Genomic DNA, 17,364 nt, shown 5'->3' on the forward strand with positions numbered 1-17,364 from the left:
CGCTTACCTTGGTGGATGATTGATCAGACGCCAGTACTGCTCGATCCGGGCTGCGACCTCCATGAACGCCTCGAAGTTGACCGGCTTGACGATGTAGGAGTTGGCGTGCAAACGATAGGCGGTCGCGATATCCCCCTCATCGCTGGACGAGGTCAGCACCACCACCGGCAACGCCTGGCTGATCGGATGCGCGCGCAGACGGCGTAGCACCTCCAGGCCATCCACGCGCGGGAGCTTCAGATCCAGCAGGATGAGCAGCGGCAGCGGCTCGCCGGCCTCCCAGCGGGGGATCCAATCCAGCACCTCCTGGCCGTCGCGCGCCACCTCGATGGGGTTGCTTGGGTTGCACCGGGCAAAGGCGCGCCGGGCCAGGTCCAGATCCATCGGGTTGTCCTCCACCAGCAGGATGGGACGGTTGCTTGGGCCATGGGTCATCGCGGCAGCTCCAAAAAAAAGGTGGCGCCCTGGCCGGGCGCGCTTTCGGCCCAGACGCGCCCGCCCATGCGTTCCATGGCCTTGCGCACGATAGCCAGACCAATGCCCGTGCCGGGATAGTCCTCCGCGCGCTGCAGACGCTGGAAGATCTCGAAGATCCGGTCGTGGAATTGCAAGTCGAAGCCGATTCCCTGGTCCCGGATGGCGAGAATGATGCCGTGCTCCGAGGTTGCGCCCTCGATCGCGATGCACGGCGGTACGCCGGAGCGGCTGAACTTGAGCGCATTGTCCAGCAGGTTGCGCAGCACCATCGACAACCCGTCCGGATCGGCGCGCGCGGTCAGGGACTCCGCCAGATCCAGTGTCACGCTCCCGCCAAGCGCCTGGATATCATCCCGACGTTCCGCCAGGATACGCTTCGCCACGCTGGCCAGATCCAGCGTGACGTCATGCACTCCGCGCCGCTCCATGCGCGAATAGGCCAAGAGATCCTCGATCAATTGGCTCATTTGGTCGACGCAGCGACGGACATTGTCCAGAAACAGCCGTCCTTCCTCGTTCAGTTGCTGACCATGATCTTCCAGCAGCAGCCGGCTGTAGCCGTCGATGCCCCGCAGTGGCGCCTTGAGGTCGTGCGAGACCGAATAGGTGAAGGTTTCCAGCTCTTTATTGATGGCTGCCAATTCGGCGGTGCGGACTTGCACGCGGTCTTCCAGGTCGGCGTTGAGTTGGCGGATCTCGTCCTCGGCCCGCTTGCGCTCGCTGATATCGTGGGCGATTCCAAGCACCCCGACGATCACCCCCCGCGCGTCGCGGACAGGCGTCTTGAGGGTCTCGAAAAGACCGCGATAGCCGTCGCTGGCAAAGGTCAGCCATTCCTCGTTCGCGAGAGGGCGGCCAGCGGCGATCGCGGCGCGATCCTTCGCCAGAAAGAAATCGGCTTGTTCGGCGGGGACGAAATCATGGTCGCCTTTACCGAGGATATCGGACTCCCGGGCGCCGAAGCATTGCTCGAAACGCGGGTTGCAGGCGAGGAAGAACCCGTCCGCGTCCTTCAGCCAAACCAGATCCGGGATGGTATCGAGCAGGGTCCGCAAGCGGACTTCGCTACGGGCCAATGCCTGACTGCCTCGTGCCAGCAGATAGGCGATGACGCCCGCGCCGAATGCGCACAGCAGCCCCAGCAGACGGATCAGCCAGAGCAGTCGGGTCGGCTGGCCCCAGCCCTGCTTGGGCGTGGCCGCCAACTGCCAGGCGCCGCCGGGGAGGACGATATCCGTCATCACCGGACGCTGCACATAGACGCCGGGATCGCCGAAGAACACCTCGCCCCTAGCACCCTTCCCATCGGTACCGCGCAACGCCAGACGCAGCGTTGAAACAGCCGCCAAGAGCCCGGTCTGTCGGTACAGCAGGTCGACATCGAAGATGCTCGACACCAGGCCCCAGAAGCGCGGTTGCCCGCCGACGTGCGTGGGCGGAATAAAGACCGGCTCGCGGGCCACGATGCCCATGCCGCCCTGCAACAGCGGGAGGGGGCCAGCCAGCACGGGTTGGCCCGTCTCCACCACGCGCAGCGCGGCGGGCGCCTGGGTGGGATGAGTCCGGTAATTCAGCCCCATGGCGCTCTCGTTTCCGGCCAGCGGGTACATGAGCGAAATGACCATGTCTGGCGCGCCGGCGATGTTGCGCAGTGCATGGCGCTCGTCCACCAGTCCCTGTGCAATCCGGGCGAATTCGTTCTGGTCGATGTCCGGATTGGCCGAAATCACGGCGGCCAATCCACGCACCATGAGCAGATTGGCATTGACCATGCCTTCGATGCGTGCGCGCAGGGTCGAAAGGGTTGTCAGGACGCCGAGGCGTTCCTGCTCCAGTGCGCGACTGCGCGCAAAGTGTTCGATGACCTGCTCCGTCACCAGGATCGGCAGCATGGCCAGAAGGGCGAAGGTCCAGGGTCGGTTGGAGAATGCGGATTTGATCGGTCGGTCCTGTCTCTAAGGCGCGTTCAGAGCGGTCTGCGTCGTTGCGAACAGCCCCGCGGATGCCGGCCGGGATGGGCGAGACGCGGATGTGTCCAGGACGTTTCCTTGTCCGGTCGTTCAATACTCCGCCGAATATAACAAAAAGGGGCGCCTAGGCGCCCCCCTGACTTACCCTGCGATCAGGCTGATCCGGTCTTAGTTAACCTGTGGATCCAGTTCGCCCTTGGCATAGCGGTTGGTCATGACTTCCAGCGACAGCGCGGTGATCTTGCTGGCGTTGCCGGCGGTGCCGAAGGCTTCGTAACGCGCCTTGCAGATGCCCTTCATGGCCTTGGTGGCGGCGATAAAATATTTGCGCGGATCGAATTCCTTGGGGTTTTCGGCCAGGAACTTGCGGATGGCGCCAGTGGAGGACATGCGCAGATCGGTGTCGATGTTAACCTTGCGCACGCCGTGCTTGATGCCTTCGACGATTTCCTCGACCGGCACGCCGTAGGTCTCGCCCATCGCGCCGCCATACTGGTTGATGATGGCGAGCCAGTCCTGCGGCACCGAGGAGGAGCCGTGCATGACCAGATGGGTGGTCGGGATGCGCTTGTGGATCTCCTTGATCCGCTCGATAGCCAGGATGTCGCCAGTCGGCGGACGGGTGAACTTGTAGGCGCCGTGCGAGGTGCCGATGGCGATGGCCAGGGCGTCGACGCCGGTCTTCTTGACGAAATCGGCGGCTTCCTCGGGATCGGTCAGAAGCTGGCTGTGATCCAGCGTGCCCTCGGCGCCGATGCCATCTTCCTCACCGGCCTGTCCGGTCTCCAGCGAGCCCAGACAGCCGAGTTCGCCTTCCACCGAGACGCCGCAGGCATGCGAGATGGCGACCACCGAGCGGGTCACGTCGACGTTGTACTCGTAGGAGGCCGGGGTCTTGCCGTCTTCCTGGAGCGAGCCGTCCATCATGACCGACGAGAAGCCGAGCTGGATGGAACGCTGGCACACCGGCATGGAGGTGCCGTGATCCTGGTGCATGCAGACCGGGATGTGCGGCCATTCCTCAATGGCGGCCAGAATGAGATGACGCAGGAAGGGCGCGCCGGCGTACTTGCGCGCGCCGGCGGACGCCTGGACGATGACCGGGGAATCGGTCTCGTCGGCGGCTTCCATGATGGCGCGCATCTGCTCCAGGTTGTTGACGTTATAAGCCGGGACGCCATACCCGTGCTCGGCGGCGTGGTCCAGCATTTGACGCAGTGAAATCAGGGCCATTCGGTTTTCCTCGTGGTTTGTCGGTTGTCAGGTTTCAGTTGTCGGTTTGAACATTAAAGAACGATTCAGGAGCGCAAAGGCGTATGCAGCAGTTGTACATCCTTGATCCAGACGGTGCCGGCGCCTTCCAGGGTCAGGTCGAGTTGAATCAGGTCGGCTTTCTGACCTCGTTTAAGATAGAAGGGAATTTCATAGTCGGCCCAGGCGTTCGTGCCCAGCGCGGCCTGCTGAAATCCCTTCGAGAAAAACTCTCCACGCCCCGGCAGTCGGCACCACATCTCCAGGTACGCCCTGCGTTCGACACCTTCCGTTTTCAGCCGCGCGCGGTAGGTTAGCATGCAGCGCTCCACGCCGGGCTCCCGCACCTCGAAGAGGCGGAAGGTGCGCGGCGCGGCACCGCCCACGATCCGCCAGGCATCGCCATCCAGAGCGATCGAATCCCCGGCGATGGTCGGATCGGCGAGATCGAACGATCTCAGCATTTGGGGCGGCCCCGCGGGTTGGGGTGCCCGAAACCAGGATTTGAGCCATCCAAACATGAGCCGGTCACTCCCGCATGCCGTGCATGCGTCTGGGTTGACGAGCGAGTGGCGCGACAGCGAGAGGCATCAGTCTTCGTTCAGCAGCCGATGCTCTCCGACTCGCATGATTTTCATGATATTCGTCTGACCTTCAACCCCGGAGCGGTCACCCTTGGTGATGATGACCAGATCGCCGTCGCGCACCGTGCCCCGGCGCAGCAGTTCCTCGATCACCTCGCAGTTGACCTCGTGGATGTCGGTCGTGGCGACATCGAAGCTGACCGGATAGACGCCGCGAAAGAGTCTCACCTTCCGCCGGGTCGGCGCGAATCGGGTCATGGCGTAGATGGGGATGCCGGAGCTGATACGCGACATCCATTTCACCGTCGAGCCGGTCTCGGTCAGCGCCGCGATCGCCTTCACGCCCAGATGGTTGGCGGTGTACATCGCGGCCATGGCGATGCCCTCGTCCACCCGACCGAAGACCGAATCGATGCGGTGTCCCGAGCGGGTCACGCTCTTCTCGGCCTCCAGACAGATGCGATCAAGCGCCTCGACCACCTTGGCGGGATACTTGCCGATTGAGCTTTCCGCCGACAGCATCACCGCGTCGGTGCCGTCCAGCACGGCATTGGCCACATCGAAGACCTCGGCCCGCGTCGGGATCGGGTTCTCGATCATCGACTGCATCATCTGGGTTGCCGTGATGACCACGCTGTTGAGATCGCGCGCACGGCTGATCAGACGCTTCTGAACCGCCGGCAGTTCCGCGTCGCCAATCTCCACGCCGAGATCGCCACGCGCCACCATGATGGCGTCGGAGGCGTGGATGATATCGTCGATTCCGTTCAACGACTCGGCGCGCTCGATCTTGGCGACGATTCCGCCGCGCCCCCCGGCCTCCTGGAACAGTGCGCGGGCGAGCCGCACGTCGTCGCCGTTGCGCACGAAGGAGACCGCCAGATAATCGGCGTCGATCTCGGCGGCGAACCGGATGTCTTCCTTGTCCTTGTCGGTCAGGGCCGGCGCGGAGAGCCCGCCGCCCTTCTTGTTGATGCCCTTGTTGTTGGAGAGCGACCCGCCCACGACCACCTTGCAATCGATGCGTCCATTGGCGACCGACTCGACCCAGAGTTCGATGGCCCCATCGTCGAGCAGCAGGGTATCGCCGTGGCGCACGTCATCGGCCAGTTCGACATAGGTGGTGCCGACCCGCGTGATATCGCCCGACTCGATGCCGCAGGCGGTATCGATCGCGAAGGCATCGCCCCGCGCGAGCTGGACCTTGCCCTCGGTAAATTTACCGATGCGGATCTTCGGACCCTGCAGGTCCATCAGCACCGCGATCGCATGACCGGCCGCCAGCGCGCGCTCGCGGATGCGTTCGGCGCGTTCGCGGTGCCGCGCGTGGCTGTCGTGCGACAGGTTGAGACGGACTACATCGACGCCCGCGGCGATGATGTCATCCATGACCGACGGATCGTCGGTTGCCGGCCCCAGTGTAGCGACAATCTTGGTACGTCTTGGCATGTTCGATCCTCTCGCGTCCAGTATTCAGGCGATTTCCGGGAAAAATCTACCGATTTTCCGTTCGCCCTAAGCCCTGAGCGGAGCCGAAGGGTCGAAGGGTGAACGGAAAATCGTGGCAACCTGAAATATCCCGGCATCACCTCAGCACCCAGTCGCCAGCAGTCCAGCGCAGTGCCGGACGCTGACGGCTCAACGCCGAAGACTGAATCAATCCTTCGCCCGTGATTCGAGCATGGCGACCGCGGGCAGGGTCTTGCCTTCCAGATATTCGAGGAAGGCGCCGCCGGCGGTCGAGATGTAGGACACCTTGTCATAGATGCCGTATTTCTGGATGGCCGCGATGGTATCGCCGCCGCCGGCCAGACTGAAGCCTGCCGCGTTCGCGATGGCCATGGAAATCGCCTTGGTGCCCGCGCCGAACTGATCGAACTCGAACACGCCGACCGGCCCGTTCCAGACGATGGTTCCGGCCTTGGCGATGATGTCGGCCAGATCCTGCGCGGAGTTGGGGCCAATGTCGAAGATCATGTCGTCCTCGGCCACGTCAGCGGCATTCTTGGCCACGGCCGGCTCGTTCTCGTCGAACTTCTTGCCGCAGACCACGTCGGTCGCGATCGGGATGGTCGCGCCGCGCGCGGTCATCTTCGCCATCAACGCTTGGGCGGTCGGGATCAGATCATGCTCGCAGAGCGACTTACCGACCGGGAAGCCGGCGGCGGCCAGGAAGGTATTGGCGATACCGCCGCCGACCACCATCTGATCGACCTTTTCGGACAGGGCTTCGAGCACGGTCAGCTTGGTCGACACCTTGGAGCCGCCGACAATGGCAACCATCGGGCGCGCCGGATTCGCCAGCGCCTTTTGCAGCGCATCCAACTCCTCGGCCAGCAGCAGGCCGGCGCAGGCTGTGGGGGCGAACTTGCCTGCACCATGGGTCGATGCCTGCGCACGATGCGCGGTCCCGAAGGCGTCCATCACGAAGACATCGCAAAGCGCGGCGTATTGCTTGGACAGCGCCTCGTTATCCTTGCCCTCGCCCTTGTTGAAGCGGACGTTATCGAGCAGCACCAGTTCGCCGTTGGCGACCTCGGGCGGAGTATCGAGATAATCCCGAATCAAGCGAATCTCGCGGCCCATCTTGGCCCCGAGCGTGTCGGCAACCGGCTTGAGCGAATCCTCTTCCGAGAACACGCCTTCTTCCGGGCGGCCCAGATGGGACATGACCATCACCTTGGCACCGGCCTTGATGCAGTATTCAAAAGTCGGCATGGAGGCGGTGATGCGCGCGTCGGAGGTGACCTTGCCGTTCTTGACCGGAACGTTGAGGTCGGAGCGGATCAGTACCCGCTTGCCGGCGAGGTCGAGGTCGGTGAGTTTGATGAATGACATGGTGGGGTGTCCTCTTGGAGTGATGTCTTTAGTTTTGATGAAAGCGATCCGCGAAACCTTGTGGCTTGGCGCATGGCTTTGATCTGGTTTGCCGCGTGTCATCTCATTCAGAGTCGTCAATTCCGGCCACCTTGCGAACTCCGACGATTGATGGCCGTCATGTTGTTTGGCTTTTATCGAAGGCTACTGACTCATGCCGCGACGAGTTCGATGCTGATTGGCATGGGGCGGTTTTCGCCGGCCTAAATCCGCTCCGCAAGCACACGAAGCGCTAATACCTCGGCTTTTGCCATGGCATCCTCGGCATTCTCGCCATAGGTCAGCACGCCGGGGATCTCGGGAACTTCAACGATCCAGCGGCCATCGTCTTCTTGTTCAGACTCAATATGGAAATGCACCGTGCCTCCGGTTGCATTCTGAAGGGTATGCAATCAGCAATCGGTTATTCGTCGAGACTGATGCGTTCTGGAAAACGAGGTGCAATCGCGGATCGCTCCAGTCTGCCTTGAGCAGCATAAAAATGAATGACACCATCCAGGCATAACCAGACTTCCTGGGCGCCGCTCTCAAAATACAGCATCCGTTTTTCTTCCATCTCGTCATCCGTGTTGCTGTTGGAAAGAACCTCGATACAGATCTCGGGCGCAATCGAACATTCGCTTTCATGCTTGATCGTCTTGACCCTTTCCATGGTCGCCCACGCAACATCCGCCACCCGCGTGCCTTTGCGCGTCTTGATTGCACATTCAGGCAAGGTCTTTCCACCCTGTAACAGCGAGCGTAACCGATACTCGATCTCTCCCTGATACAGCGAACGAATGACCTTGACCGCATTCATGACGATTTCGCCTTTCTCGTTCGTTTCGATCTTGAAAGGCAAATCTCGCAGGCTTGAGTGTTCGCAAACCTCTTGCCATTGCATCGGCTTGACTCCGGCGCGAGTTTCAGATTTTTTGAAAAATGCGAATTTATCAATTATTTTCAACAAGTTAGTATTCATATATGAACGAGCCGCATCAATTTTAGATGGATCCATCGATGGATGCTGTTCGCTGCGTTAACCGTGTCCTACACATGCTGGATGAATAGGTAATTATTTTGTCTCGAAAGCGATCAGCGAAGCCTTGGGACTTGGCGGATAGCTCTAAGCGATAAGGATTCCATCTCCGGTCAATTTAAACGGGCCACCTTTTTCGAAGATCGCTCAATCGAGCACGCAGCATTCGCATAGAATCTAGAGATGTCCGCAACTGCTCGATAGAGTAGCGAGTTTCGCTCTGCTCCAGCGAAGTGGGAAGTCCGACAACATTCACCACTAACTGCTTGCTTGGTATAAAGCCCCATCGCCCATGAAAAAGCTGGTTACGAAGCGAGCGAATTGCGTGAGCATCTAATAGCCACTCGGTGTAGAGGTCGGCAGCCGGCGTGCCCATATGTTTCTCTTGCGCAAGTTTTTCCAGAAACTTCAGTCGTAGATAAAAGTTCTGCTCGGCGAGTTTACTAGTCAACTGATCGAGCTTTTGACCCTCATCAGACCAAACCAAGAAAAGTCCTAGCTCCATATCCAGCCGCGAATATTCGAATAGCATGTAGCCGAGAACTGTCGCGGCTCGTTGTTCAAGCTGATCGTGTTCTGCTGTCTCTGGAACATCCATCTGAAGCCCGGGCTTAATGGCCTGGCGAGAATCCGGCGTCGAGACCGACGCCGAATCCGAGGGGATGATGGGTTTCGCTTCGCTCTACCCATCCTACGACTTACTTGGCGACGTGCTCGACCATGCGCAGCATGTTGCAGGTGTAGCCGTATTCGTTGTCGTACCAGGCGACGACCTTGACGAAGGTCGGGTCGAGTGCGATGCCGGCCTCGGCGTCGAAGACGGATGGGGTGGATTTGCCGCGGAAGTCGGTGGAGACGACCTTTTCATCCGTATAGCCCAATACGCCCTTCAGATCGCCGGACTCGGAGGCGGCTTTCATGGCGGCGCAGATGTCTTCGTACTTGGCATCCTTGTTCAGCTCGACGGTCAGGTCGACCACGGAGACGTCGGAGGTCGGGACGCGGAAGGCCATGCCGGTGAGCTTGCCGTTCAGCTCGGGCATGACCTTGCCGGCGGCCTTGGCGGCGCCGGTGGAGGACGGGATGATGTTCTCCAGGATGCCGCGACCGCCGCGCCAGTCCTTCATGGAGGGGCCGTCGACCGTCTTCTGGGTGGCGGTGGCGGCATGCACGGTGGTCATGAGGCCGCGCTTGATGCCCCAGTTGTCATGCAACACCTTGGCGACCGGCGCCAGGCAATTGGTGGTGCAGGAGGCCGCCGAGATGATGGCTTGGCCGGCATAGGTGTTGTGGTTGACGCCGTAGACGAACATCGGGGTGGCGTCCTTGGAGGGCGCGCTTTGCACGACCTTCTTGGCGCCGGCCTGGATGTGCTTCTGGCAGGAGGCATCGTCGAGGAAGAAACCGGTGCACTCGATGACCAGCTCGGCGCCGATGTCGGCCCACTTGAGGTTGGCCGGATCGCGCTCGGCGGTCAGACGGATGGACTTACCATTGACGATCATGGTGTGGCCGTCGACGGCGATGTCGCCGTTGAAGTTACCGTGGACCGAGTCGTACTTGAGCATGTAGGCAAGATAGTCGGGGTCGAGCAGGTCGTTGATGCCGACGACTTCGATATTGGGGAAGTCCTTGGCAATGGCACGAAATGCCATGCGACCGATACGACCAAAACCATTGATGCCAACTTTGAGTGTCATGCGTGAAAGCTCCTGATCAATTGAAACGATGATTTGTGATGTGTAGGTTGGGTTAGCGATGCCTAACCCAACGAGTGCGCGATGCCGTCGGGTATGTCGGGTTGCACTGACGCCAACCCGACCGACGGATTCAACGCGATGTCGCGTTAGAGAACGCCCTTCACCATGGCGACCAGATTGTCGACGGTGAAACCGAACTCCTTGAATAGCGGACCGGCCGGAGCGGACTCGCCGAAACGATCAACGCCCAGCACCGCGCCCTGGCTACCGACATATTTCCACCAGCCGTCGGTGACCGCCGCCTCGACGGCGACCCGCGCGGTGACCGCCTTGGGTAGCACGGATTCCTTATACGCCGCATCCTGAGCATCGAAGGCATTGGTGCAGGGCATGGAGACCACGCGGATCTGCTTATCGCTCATCGCCTCGGCTGCCTTGACCGCCAGTTCGACCTCGGAGCCGGTCGCGATGATGATCGCATCCGGGGTACCGGCGCAGTCGCGCAGGATATAGCCGCCGCGCGCGATGTCGGCGATCTGCGCCTCGCTGCGCGCCATGTGAGCGAGGTTCTGACGCGAGAAGATCAGACAGCTCGGACCGGTCTTGCGTTCGATGGCGAGCTTCCAGGAAACCGCCGACTCGACCGCGTCGCAGGGACGCCAGACGCTCATGTTGGGGATCATGCGCAGGGTCGGGATCTGCTCGACCGGTTGATGGGTCGGTCCATCCTCGCCCAGACCGATGGAGTCGTGAGTGTAGACGAAGATCGAAGGCACCTTCATCAGGGCCGCCATGCGCAGCGCGTTCCGGGCGTATTCCGAGAACATCAGGAAGGTCGCGCCGTAAGGGATGAAGCCGCCATGCAGCGAGATGCCGTTCATCATGGCCGACATGCCAAACTCGCGCACGCCGTAATAAACATAGTTGCCCGGCTCGCTGCCCTTGCCGACGCCCTTGCAGCCCTTCCAAAGTGTCAGGTTGGAGCCGGCCAGGTCGGCGGAGCCGCCAAGCAGTTCGGGCAGCAACGGGCCGAAACCGTTGAGCGCATTCTGCGACGCCTTGCGCGAGGCGATGGTTTCGCCCTTGTCGATCACGGACTGGACGAAGGCATCGGCCTGCGCGGACCAGTCGGCGGGTAGCTCGCCGGCCATGCGGCGCTGGAACTCGGCGGCCTCGGTCGGATACGCCTTGGCGTAGGCGGCGAATTTGTTATTCCACTCGGCCTCGGCGGCGGCACCGCGTTCCTTGGCATCCCAGCCCTGATAGACGCTCTCCGGGATCACGAAGGGTGCGTGATTCCAGCCCAGGTTCTCGCGGGTTAGCGCGATTTCGTCATCGCCCAGCGCGGCGCCGTGACACTCTTCCTTGCCCTGCTTGTTCGGCGAGCCGAAACCGATGATGGTCTGGCAGCAGATCAGGCTTGGCTTGTCGGTGACCGCGCGCGCCTGCTCGATGGCGGCCTTGACCGCTTCCGCATCATGGCCGTCGACCTTCGGGATGACATGCCAGCCATACGCCTCGAAGCGCTTCGGGGTGTTGTCGAGGAACCAGCCGGGCGTGTTGCCGTGACCGCGTACCTCGCCATCGATGGAGATGTTGTTGTCGTCATAGATGGCAACCAGCTTGCCGAGCCCCAGCGCGCCAGCCAGCGAGCAGGCTTCGTGCGAGATACCTTCCATCAGACAGCCGTCGCCCAGGAACACATAGGTATTGTGATCGACGATCTCGTGACCGGGCTTGTTGAACTGGTTCGCCAGCGCCTTTTCGGCAATCGCCATGCCGACCGCGTTGGTGATGCCCTGACCCAGAGGACCGGTCGTGGTCTCGACACCGGGGGCATAGCCGTATTCCGGATGGCCTGGGGTTCTGGAGTGCAGTTGACGGAACTGCTTCAGATCCTCGATGCCCAGGTCGTAGCCGGTCAGATGCAGGAGGGCGTAGATCAGCATCGAGCCGTGGCCGTTGGACAACACGAAGCGATCGCGGTCGGCCCAATCCGGATTCGTCGGGTTGTGGTTCATGAAGTCGTTCCACAGCACCTCGGCGATATCCGCCATGCCCATGGGCGCGCCCGGATGGCCGGAATTGGCCTTTTGCACCGCGTCCATGGCAAGCGCCCGAATGGCGTTGGCGAGTTCTTTACGTGAGGACATGAGCCCCTCCTGGTAGTGATGAAAATGACCAAAAAGTTACGCTGGCCGCGACCGTCGGCAGTGTCATCGAAATGACAGCGGGCGTTGGGACGGATGGTGACGCGGCGTCGAAAAAACGGTCTGTCAGGCTGGCGGCTGCGTCGAGCTCGGGTTTCGATCTGGCGCGGCGGTGACCACGCGAACGAGATTGTCTGGCCGTGACGCCTTCAAAAGGCGTTCATTCTGGACTAAAAGACAGCAACCCCGGAATCAAAACAAACTTATGCCGTCAAAAGTTATTTTATCAGTTCCTAATATTAAGAATTGGCGGCGGAAATAACCAGTCTTTTCCGCCGCCGTGACATCGTGGCTGATGTCAATCGGCCCGCCACTTGATCGAACAACCCATGCTCGGGATCTGATCGGCCGGTCCGGCACCGGTTTCGGCGACCTGTTTCATGGCCTCGAACAGATCGCGGCGCACATTGGCGGGCGCAGCTTCCTTGCGGCTGGCGTCGAGTCGTCCCCGGTACTGAAGCCCGAGATTGGCGTCATAGCCGAAGAAATCCGGCGTGCAGACGGCCCCATAGGCGCGGGCGACCGCCTGGCTTTCGTCCAAAAGATAAGGAAAGGGAAACGCGAATTCCTCGGCGACCCGTTGCATGTTCTCGAACGAGTCCTCGGGATAATCGTTGACGTCATTAGACATGATCGCCACGCAACCGATCCCGAGCGCAGCCAGTTCCTTGGCATCGCGGACGATGCGGTCACGCACCGCCTGCACATAAGGACAGTGATTGCAGATGAACATCACCAGCAGTCCGCGCTCGCCCTTGCAGTCGTCGCGGGTCCAGGTCTTGCCGTCGACACCGGGGAGCGAGAAATTCGGCGCGGGGCTGCCGAAATCGCAGACAGGAGTTTCAAGTGACGCCATGGGAAACCTCCGAGTGAGCAGGTAGGAAAAGCCTTCGGCGCATGGTACCGGAATGGTCGCGAATTCCAAGCCCGTCCAGCAGACGGCAGCAGTTCTCATTTTGGCATCATCCGCCATCCTAGGAGCCCGCTTGCGGGCGACATGACCTTTGAGTCTGCCAACCCCCGTCGCCCGCAAGCGGGCTCCTACGTCAAAATGAGAATCGCTGAGCAGACGGCATCACTCGCCCCCGGCAAATCTCATTTTGAACGTCACTGTATGAACAGTGGTGCTCATAAAACCGCTCGTGGTGTCCCTGAAGCCGTTCGTGGTGAGGCCCTCGAACCATCTCGCCCCCGTCCCGATTTTACGGCTTCCGACCGAGCCGGTATGATGCGGAGCTTCATCAACAACGCCTTGTGGCGCCGCGAATCAGGCCACCGATACCTATGAGCAAGGATTACATCTTCACGTCCGAATCCGTTTCCGAAGGCCACCCCGACAAGATGGCGGACCAGATTTCCGACGCCGTCCTCGACGAGATCTATCGTCGCGACCCCAACCACGCCAAGGCGCGCGTCGCCTGCGAAACCCTGGTCAAGACCGGCTTCGTCATGCTGGCCGGCGAGATCACCGTCACCGACGCGGACCTGAAGATCGACTATGAGAAGGTGGTGCGCCGGGTCGTCAAGGACATCGGCTACGACAACTCCGACTGCGGTTTCGACGGCAACAACTGCGGCGTGCTGATCGCGCTGGGCGAGCAGTCCAGAGACATCAACCAAGGCGTCGACCGCGCGACCGAGGAAGCCCAGGGCGCCGGCGATCAGGGTCTGATGTTCGGCTACGCCACCAACGAAACCGACCTGCTGATGCCGGCCCCGATCGACTACGCCCACCGGCTGGTCAAGCGTCAGGCCGCGGTCCGCAAGAACGGCACCCTGCCCTGGCTGCGCCCGGACGCCAAGTCGCAGATCACCATCCGCTACAGCGACGGCAAACCGGTCGCGATCGACGCCGTCGTCCTCTCCACCCAGCACAGCGAGGATGTCAGCGAAAGCGTGCTGCACGAGGCCGTGATGGAAGAGATCATCAAGCCCGTGCTCACCGAAACCGGCTGGCTGAACGCCGGCACCAAATACCACATCAACCCGACCGGCAAGTTCGTCATCGGCGGCCCGGTCGGCGACTGCGGCCTGACCGGACGCAAGATCATCGTCGACACCTACGGCGGCATGGCCCGTCACGGCGGCGGCGCCTTCTCCGGCAAGGATCCGTCCAAGGTCGACCGCTCGGCCGCCTATGCCGGCCGCTACGTCGCCAAGAACATCGTCGCCGCCGGACTGGCCGACAAGTGCGAGATCCAGGTCTCCTACGCCATCGGCGTCGCCGAGCCCACCTCGGTCTCGATCGACACCTTCGGCACCGCCGCGATCAGCGAGCATCGGATCATCGAACTCATCCGCGCCCATTTCGACCTGCGTCCCTACGGCATCATGCAGATGCTCGACCTGACCAACCGCGACCTGATCAAGTATCAGGACACGGCGGCCTATGGTCATTTCGGGCGGACCGAGCCGGGCTTCACCTGGGAGCGGACCGACAAGGCCGACATGCTGCGCGAGGCTGCCGGAATCTGATTGGATTTGTAGGATGGGTAGAGCGGAGCGAAACCCATCGAACTCTGCCACACAAAAACGCCCCGGTTTTGCAAGGGCGTTCAATTAGAATTTGGCGCGCTGGTTGATGGGTTTCACGGCCAATGAGCATCCGAGTCAATCGGCAGCGTCATAGCGTGGCCGTTCTACCCATCTACTTGCTACTTGCTTGGGAGATAACAAATTGGGTGCATGGTCACACGAGCCGTTCGGCAACGATGATGCAAATGATTGGGCGCATGGCTTGGAAGATGCCAACGACCTCTCGCTGATTGAGTCTGCTCTCGATAATGCTTTGGAAGCAGAAGAATACTTGGAAGCTCCAGAGGCTTCGGAAGCAGTCGCAGCAGTTGAAGTCGTGGCGAAGCTACTCGGGAAGGGAACGCAAACAGATTCCTATACGGAGAAAGTTGACGAGTGGGTCAAGTCGGTCTCGGCGAGGCCCGATGCGGCCCTCATCGCTAAAGCCAGGCGCACCCTTGAACGAGTTCTTGGCGAGAACAGCGAACTGCGGGAACTGTGGGAAGAGAGCGGAGCAGAGGACTGGCTGGACTCCATCCGCTCACTACAGAGCGCAATCAGTGCATAACCATCGCTTCAGCCAACCGTCCCGCCTTCGCTACGGCGGGCTGGCGGCTGAAGCGGGGCGTTAGGCGAACAATGCTCCGCTCACTCGCTAACGTTAGTCTGCGGACTCCGCATGTCCCGCTTGGAATAGAATTGCGCGAGGGACTTCTTCTTCTCGAAAGGCTGCAAGTGGAAGTTGTCGAGGAATTGGCCCCCGAGCATTGCTTTCGCGCAGACACGATCTCTTTCTCAGTTGCGATCTATCCGGAAGCGGATCGCGTCCGATCGGCGTGGTACGACGACCTGACCGCGAGGGAGACGGACGCTGCAAAGTACAAAAAGGTATTGGCTTACTTGGCTCGGTATGGTGCCACCGAGAACTGGGAGATGCGCGTGGATAACGGCTGGATGCGTTACTGGTTCAATCCCTCGGATGAGGTCGCAATGGTCTACGGAGTGCACGGGGACGTCATACGATTTAATCAGTACCGTGAGGTTAGCGCCGAGTAACATGGCCTTGTGCCAGACGCCGAACAAGCAGTTGCAGCAGACCGTGGTAGGTCGGCGCGTGCGCGCCGCAAGTGATCCATTTCATTGTGCACATGCGGCGCGCTGGACGCGCAATCGCGCGGCCGCTGAACTGCGGCGTTTAGGCGTCACTCCATCTGTCCGGAGACCCGAATTCATGAGCATACTGTGCAGCCTGTATCGGCTGACCGAACAGCAGTCCAAGAATTTGCTAGTCTTCCCTGAAGCAGTAAGCGACCTTCTGGGCTATGCACCACCCCCGACGAAGTCTAGTTTCCTGTCCAGAATCTTCGGGAAGTCCCGAAATGATGAGCCATCCCCGAGACGGAAACTCGATCCGGTCGTGGAGAGCGAGACCTTGGAACTCAATCAGGCTTGGCACATCCTTCACTACCTCCTCTCAGGCAGCGATGCGGAAGGCGAGTGGCCCTCGGCGTTCATCATGTCCGGCGGTCACAAGATTGGGCCAGACCTCGGTTATGGACCAGCGCGGCTACTAAACACGGAGCTGTCAAAGGAGGTCGCCGACTTCCTCTCCGCTCCGTCGCGACAGGCGCTGAATGCCGCATATGTTGCACAAGACATTCAGGCAGCCAAGATCTACTGGCAGGTCGCTTCAGAGCCCAATGAAAGGCAACGCCAGATCGAAGAACTATGGAGCATGGTCCAGGATATGCGAACCTACTTCGATCGAACTGCACAAGCAGGAAGCTCTATTCTCGTGCACATCTACTGAGGTGACGCCTAACCCCTCGCTCAAGCGGAGCGCTTAGCTCGAACGTTTGGCCTCTTGCACCTACAGGAACTGATCGATGGGCGCGAAGACTTGGATGCTCGTATTTGCAAACTCGAATGTGCGCGAGGCACTCGCCGGCAGCCCTCCTTTGGACCGCGAGGCAACCCAGAAGCTAGCCAATACCCTCTTCCCTGGCGAGAAACTCGAACCAATTGGGGATGGCGATCTTTCCTACACATGTCCGCCGGACAACGAAGTGCATATCGGTTGCTTTCCGGGAGTATCGGTTGTTGCGGCCAAAGAATTCGGCATCGATTACCCCTCAAAATTACCCCAGAGGTTCATCGCTGCTGGTGGCAATGGAACGGTCACGCTTCACGCCATGCACAGCGTGGTTGATTGGTTTGCGTACGCGACATGGGCAAACGGAAAGCTAGTGCGTTCCCTGAGCCTATCTCCGGATAGTGGCATCATGGAGGACATCGGACAGCGCCTGTCTTTTGAAGAACCATACTGGTCCGGAGAACCTCCCACTGTTGATAGTCAAGAAGAAATGGATGATTACCCGCTCCCGTTCCACCCTCTGGAACTCGGCGAGGCCATTTTGAAAGCCCAGTTCGGCTATCAGCTTGAGGGCTATATTGATGCCTCGCTGCTTGAACCTGAGTCGATTCCGTTGGTTCGCTACAAGCGCACCCGCTCGCCGTGGTGGAAGTTCTGGTGACGCGACCCAACCCATCACTCCACCGGAGCTGCGCGAAATACCGCGCAGGCTGGTGAATCCAAACGTTAGCGAGGGTGGGTAGAGTGACCATGCGATGACGCTGATCTTTGGCGCAAAAGCTAATTGGCCACGAAACCCATCAATTGCCTTCCAAGCGGTTTGAAAACGATCCCCGAGGATGATGCGGCGCTCATTCCGAACCGTCGCACCCGCAGGGGAAATGATCGTC

The 17,364-nt window shown here is 60.5% G+C and carries 17 protein-coding genes; 5 read left to right on the plus strand and 12 right to left on the minus strand.

Annotated features, from left to right (window positions below; translation table 11 throughout):
* Nucleotides 1–3 precede the first annotated feature (3 nt).
* The 12 genes from THIVI_RS11305 to THIVI_RS11365 all read right to left on the minus strand — a co-directional run bounded on the left by THIVI_RS11305 (nt 4) and on the right by THIVI_RS11365 (nt 12,943).
* Nucleotides 4–435, minus strand: coding sequence for a response regulator (locus THIVI_RS11305; RefSeq protein WP_014778731.1), 432 nt, complete (start codon nt 433–435; stop codon nt 4–6).
* Nucleotides 432–2,369, minus strand: a complete 1,938-nt coding sequence (locus THIVI_RS22785) for an ATP-binding protein (protein WP_014778732.1) — start codon at nt 2,367–2,369, stop codon at nt 432–434. The genes THIVI_RS11305 and THIVI_RS22785 overlap by 4 nt, the downstream gene beginning before the upstream one ends.
* Before the next feature lie 246 nt (nt 2,370–2,615).
* Complete coding sequence (fba, locus tag THIVI_RS11320) at nt 2,616–3,680, minus strand: class II fructose-bisphosphate aldolase (protein WP_014778733.1); 1,065 nt, start codon at nt 3,678–3,680, stop codon at nt 2,616–2,618.
* Between the two features lie 65 nt (nt 3,681–3,745).
* The gene (locus THIVI_RS11325; RefSeq protein ID WP_052315012.1) at nt 3,746–4,162 is read right to left on the minus strand and encodes a hypothetical protein; all 417 of its coding nucleotides are present in this window, start codon (nt 4,160–4,162) and stop codon (nt 3,746–3,748) included.
* 126 nt (nt 4,163–4,288) lie between these two features.
* Nucleotides 4,289–5,731, minus strand: coding sequence for a pyruvate kinase (gene pyk / locus THIVI_RS11330; protein WP_014778735.1), 1,443 nt, complete (start codon nt 5,729–5,731; stop codon nt 4,289–4,291).
* A 207-nt stretch (nt 5,732–5,938) separates the two neighbouring features.
* On the minus strand, nt 5,939–7,120 hold the full coding sequence (locus THIVI_RS11335) for a phosphoglycerate kinase (protein ID WP_014778736.1): 1,182 nt from the start codon (nt 7,118–7,120) through the stop codon (nt 5,939–5,941).
* 242 nt (nt 7,121–7,362) lie between these two features.
* Nucleotides 7,363–7,551: a type II toxin-antitoxin system HicB family antitoxin gene (locus THIVI_RS11340; protein WP_052315013.1), complete on the minus strand. Its 189-nt coding sequence runs from the start codon at nt 7,549–7,551 to the stop codon at nt 7,363–7,365.
* Between the two features lie 11 nt (nt 7,552–7,562).
* The gene (locus THIVI_RS11345; protein ID WP_245537254.1) at nt 7,563–8,156 is read right to left on the minus strand and encodes a Uma2 family endonuclease; all 594 of its coding nucleotides are present in this window, start codon (nt 8,154–8,156) and stop codon (nt 7,563–7,565) included.
* Between the two features lie 139 nt (nt 8,157–8,295).
* A complete protein-coding gene (locus tag THIVI_RS11350; RefSeq protein ID WP_041446956.1) occupies nt 8,296–8,775 on the minus strand; it encodes a hypothetical protein in 480 nt (159 codons plus the stop codon).
* A gap of 100 nt (nt 8,776–8,875) precedes the next feature.
* On the minus strand, nt 8,876–9,877 hold the full coding sequence (gene gap / locus THIVI_RS11355) for a type I glyceraldehyde-3-phosphate dehydrogenase (protein ID WP_014778739.1): 1,002 nt from the start codon (nt 9,875–9,877) through the stop codon (nt 8,876–8,878).
* Nucleotides 9,878–10,023: 146 nt separating this feature from the next.
* Nucleotides 10,024–12,030 carry a transketolase gene (gene tkt / locus THIVI_RS11360; protein WP_014778740.1) on the minus strand — a complete coding sequence of 669 codons (2,007 nt, stop codon included), beginning with the start codon at nt 12,028–12,030 and terminating at the stop codon, nt 10,024–10,026.
* Between the two features lie 355 nt (nt 12,031–12,385).
* On the minus strand, nt 12,386–12,943 hold the full coding sequence (locus THIVI_RS11365) for a thioredoxin family protein (protein WP_041446957.1): 558 nt from the start codon (nt 12,941–12,943) through the stop codon (nt 12,386–12,388).
* 428 nt (nt 12,944–13,371) lie between these two features.
* Here THIVI_RS11365 and metK point away from each other — a divergent pair, with 428 nt between their 5' ends.
* The 5 genes from metK to THIVI_RS11390 all read left to right on the plus strand — a co-directional run bounded on the left by metK (nt 13,372) and on the right by THIVI_RS11390 (nt 17,135).
* Entirely contained in the window at nt 13,372–14,562 is a 1,191-nt protein-coding gene (gene metK, locus THIVI_RS11370; protein ID WP_014778742.1) for a methionine adenosyltransferase, read from the plus strand.
* A 202-nt stretch (nt 14,563–14,764) separates the two neighbouring features.
* Nucleotides 14,765–15,169 (plus strand): DUF4259 domain-containing protein, encoded by a 405-nt coding sequence (locus tag THIVI_RS11375; RefSeq protein WP_014778743.1) that lies wholly within the window; start codon nt 14,765–14,767, stop codon nt 15,167–15,169.
* 131 nt (nt 15,170–15,300) lie between these two features.
* The gene (locus THIVI_RS11380) at nt 15,301–15,657 is read left to right on the plus strand and encodes a hypothetical protein (RefSeq protein ID WP_041446958.1); all 357 of its coding nucleotides are present in this window, start codon (nt 15,301–15,303) and stop codon (nt 15,655–15,657) included.
* A 7-nt stretch (nt 15,658–15,664) separates the two neighbouring features.
* Entirely contained in the window at nt 15,665–16,411 is a 747-nt protein-coding gene (locus THIVI_RS11385) for a YfbM family protein (RefSeq protein WP_217160883.1), read from the plus strand.
* A 76-nt stretch (nt 16,412–16,487) separates the two neighbouring features.
* Nucleotides 16,488–17,135 carry a DUF6928 family protein gene (locus THIVI_RS11390; RefSeq protein WP_014778746.1) on the plus strand — a complete coding sequence of 216 codons (648 nt, stop codon included), beginning with the start codon at nt 16,488–16,490 and terminating at the stop codon, nt 17,133–17,135.
* Nucleotides 17,136–17,364: the final 229 nt, after the last annotated feature.

This window comes from Thiocystis violascens DSM 198 (assembly GCF_000227745.2).
GTDB classification, from domain to species: Bacteria; Pseudomonadota; Gammaproteobacteria; order Chromatiales; family Chromatiaceae; genus Chromatium; species Chromatium violascens.

Coding starts and splice junctions, on each gene's coding strand:
- THIVI_RS11305 (WP_014778731.1), bottom strand. CDS start 435: ATGACCCATGGCCCAAGCAACCGTCCCATCCTGCTGGTGGAGGACAAC.
- THIVI_RS22785 (WP_014778732.1), bottom strand. CDS start 2,369: ATGCTGCCGATCCTGGTGACGGAGCAGGTCATCGAACACTTTGCGCGC.
- fba (WP_014778733.1), bottom strand. CDS start 3,680: ATGGCCCTGATTTCACTGCGTCAAATGCTGGACCACGCCGCCGAGCAC.
- THIVI_RS11325 (WP_052315012.1), bottom strand. CDS start 4,162: ATGCTGAGATCGTTCGATCTCGCCGATCCGACCATCGCCGGGGATTCG.
- pyk (WP_014778735.1), bottom strand. CDS start 5,731: ATGCCAAGACGTACCAAGATTGTCGCTACACTGGGGCCGGCAACCGAC.
- THIVI_RS11335 (WP_014778736.1), bottom strand. CDS start 7,120: ATGTCATTCATCAAACTCACCGACCTCGACCTCGCCGGCAAGCGGGTA.
- THIVI_RS11345 (WP_245537254.1), bottom strand. CDS start 8,156: ATGGATCCATCTAAAATTGATGCGGCTCGTTCATATATGAATACTAAC.
- THIVI_RS11350 (WP_041446956.1), bottom strand. CDS start 8,775: ATGGATGTTCCAGAGACAGCAGAACACGATCAGCTTGAACAACGAGCC.
- gap (WP_014778739.1), bottom strand. CDS start 9,877: ATGACACTCAAAGTTGGCATCAATGGTTTTGGTCGTATCGGTCGCATG.
- tkt (WP_014778740.1), bottom strand. CDS start 12,030: ATGTCCTCACGTAAAGAACTCGCCAACGCCATTCGGGCGCTTGCCATG.
- THIVI_RS11365 (WP_041446957.1), bottom strand. CDS start 12,943: ATGGCGTCACTTGAAACTCCTGTCTGCGATTTCGGCAGCCCCGCGCCG.
- metK (WP_014778742.1), top strand. CDS start 13,372: ATGAGCAAGGATTACATCTTCACGTCCGAATCCGTTTCCGAAGGCCAC.
- THIVI_RS11390 (WP_014778746.1), top strand. CDS start 16,488: ATGGGCGCGAAGACTTGGATGCTCGTATTTGCAAACTCGAATGTGCGC.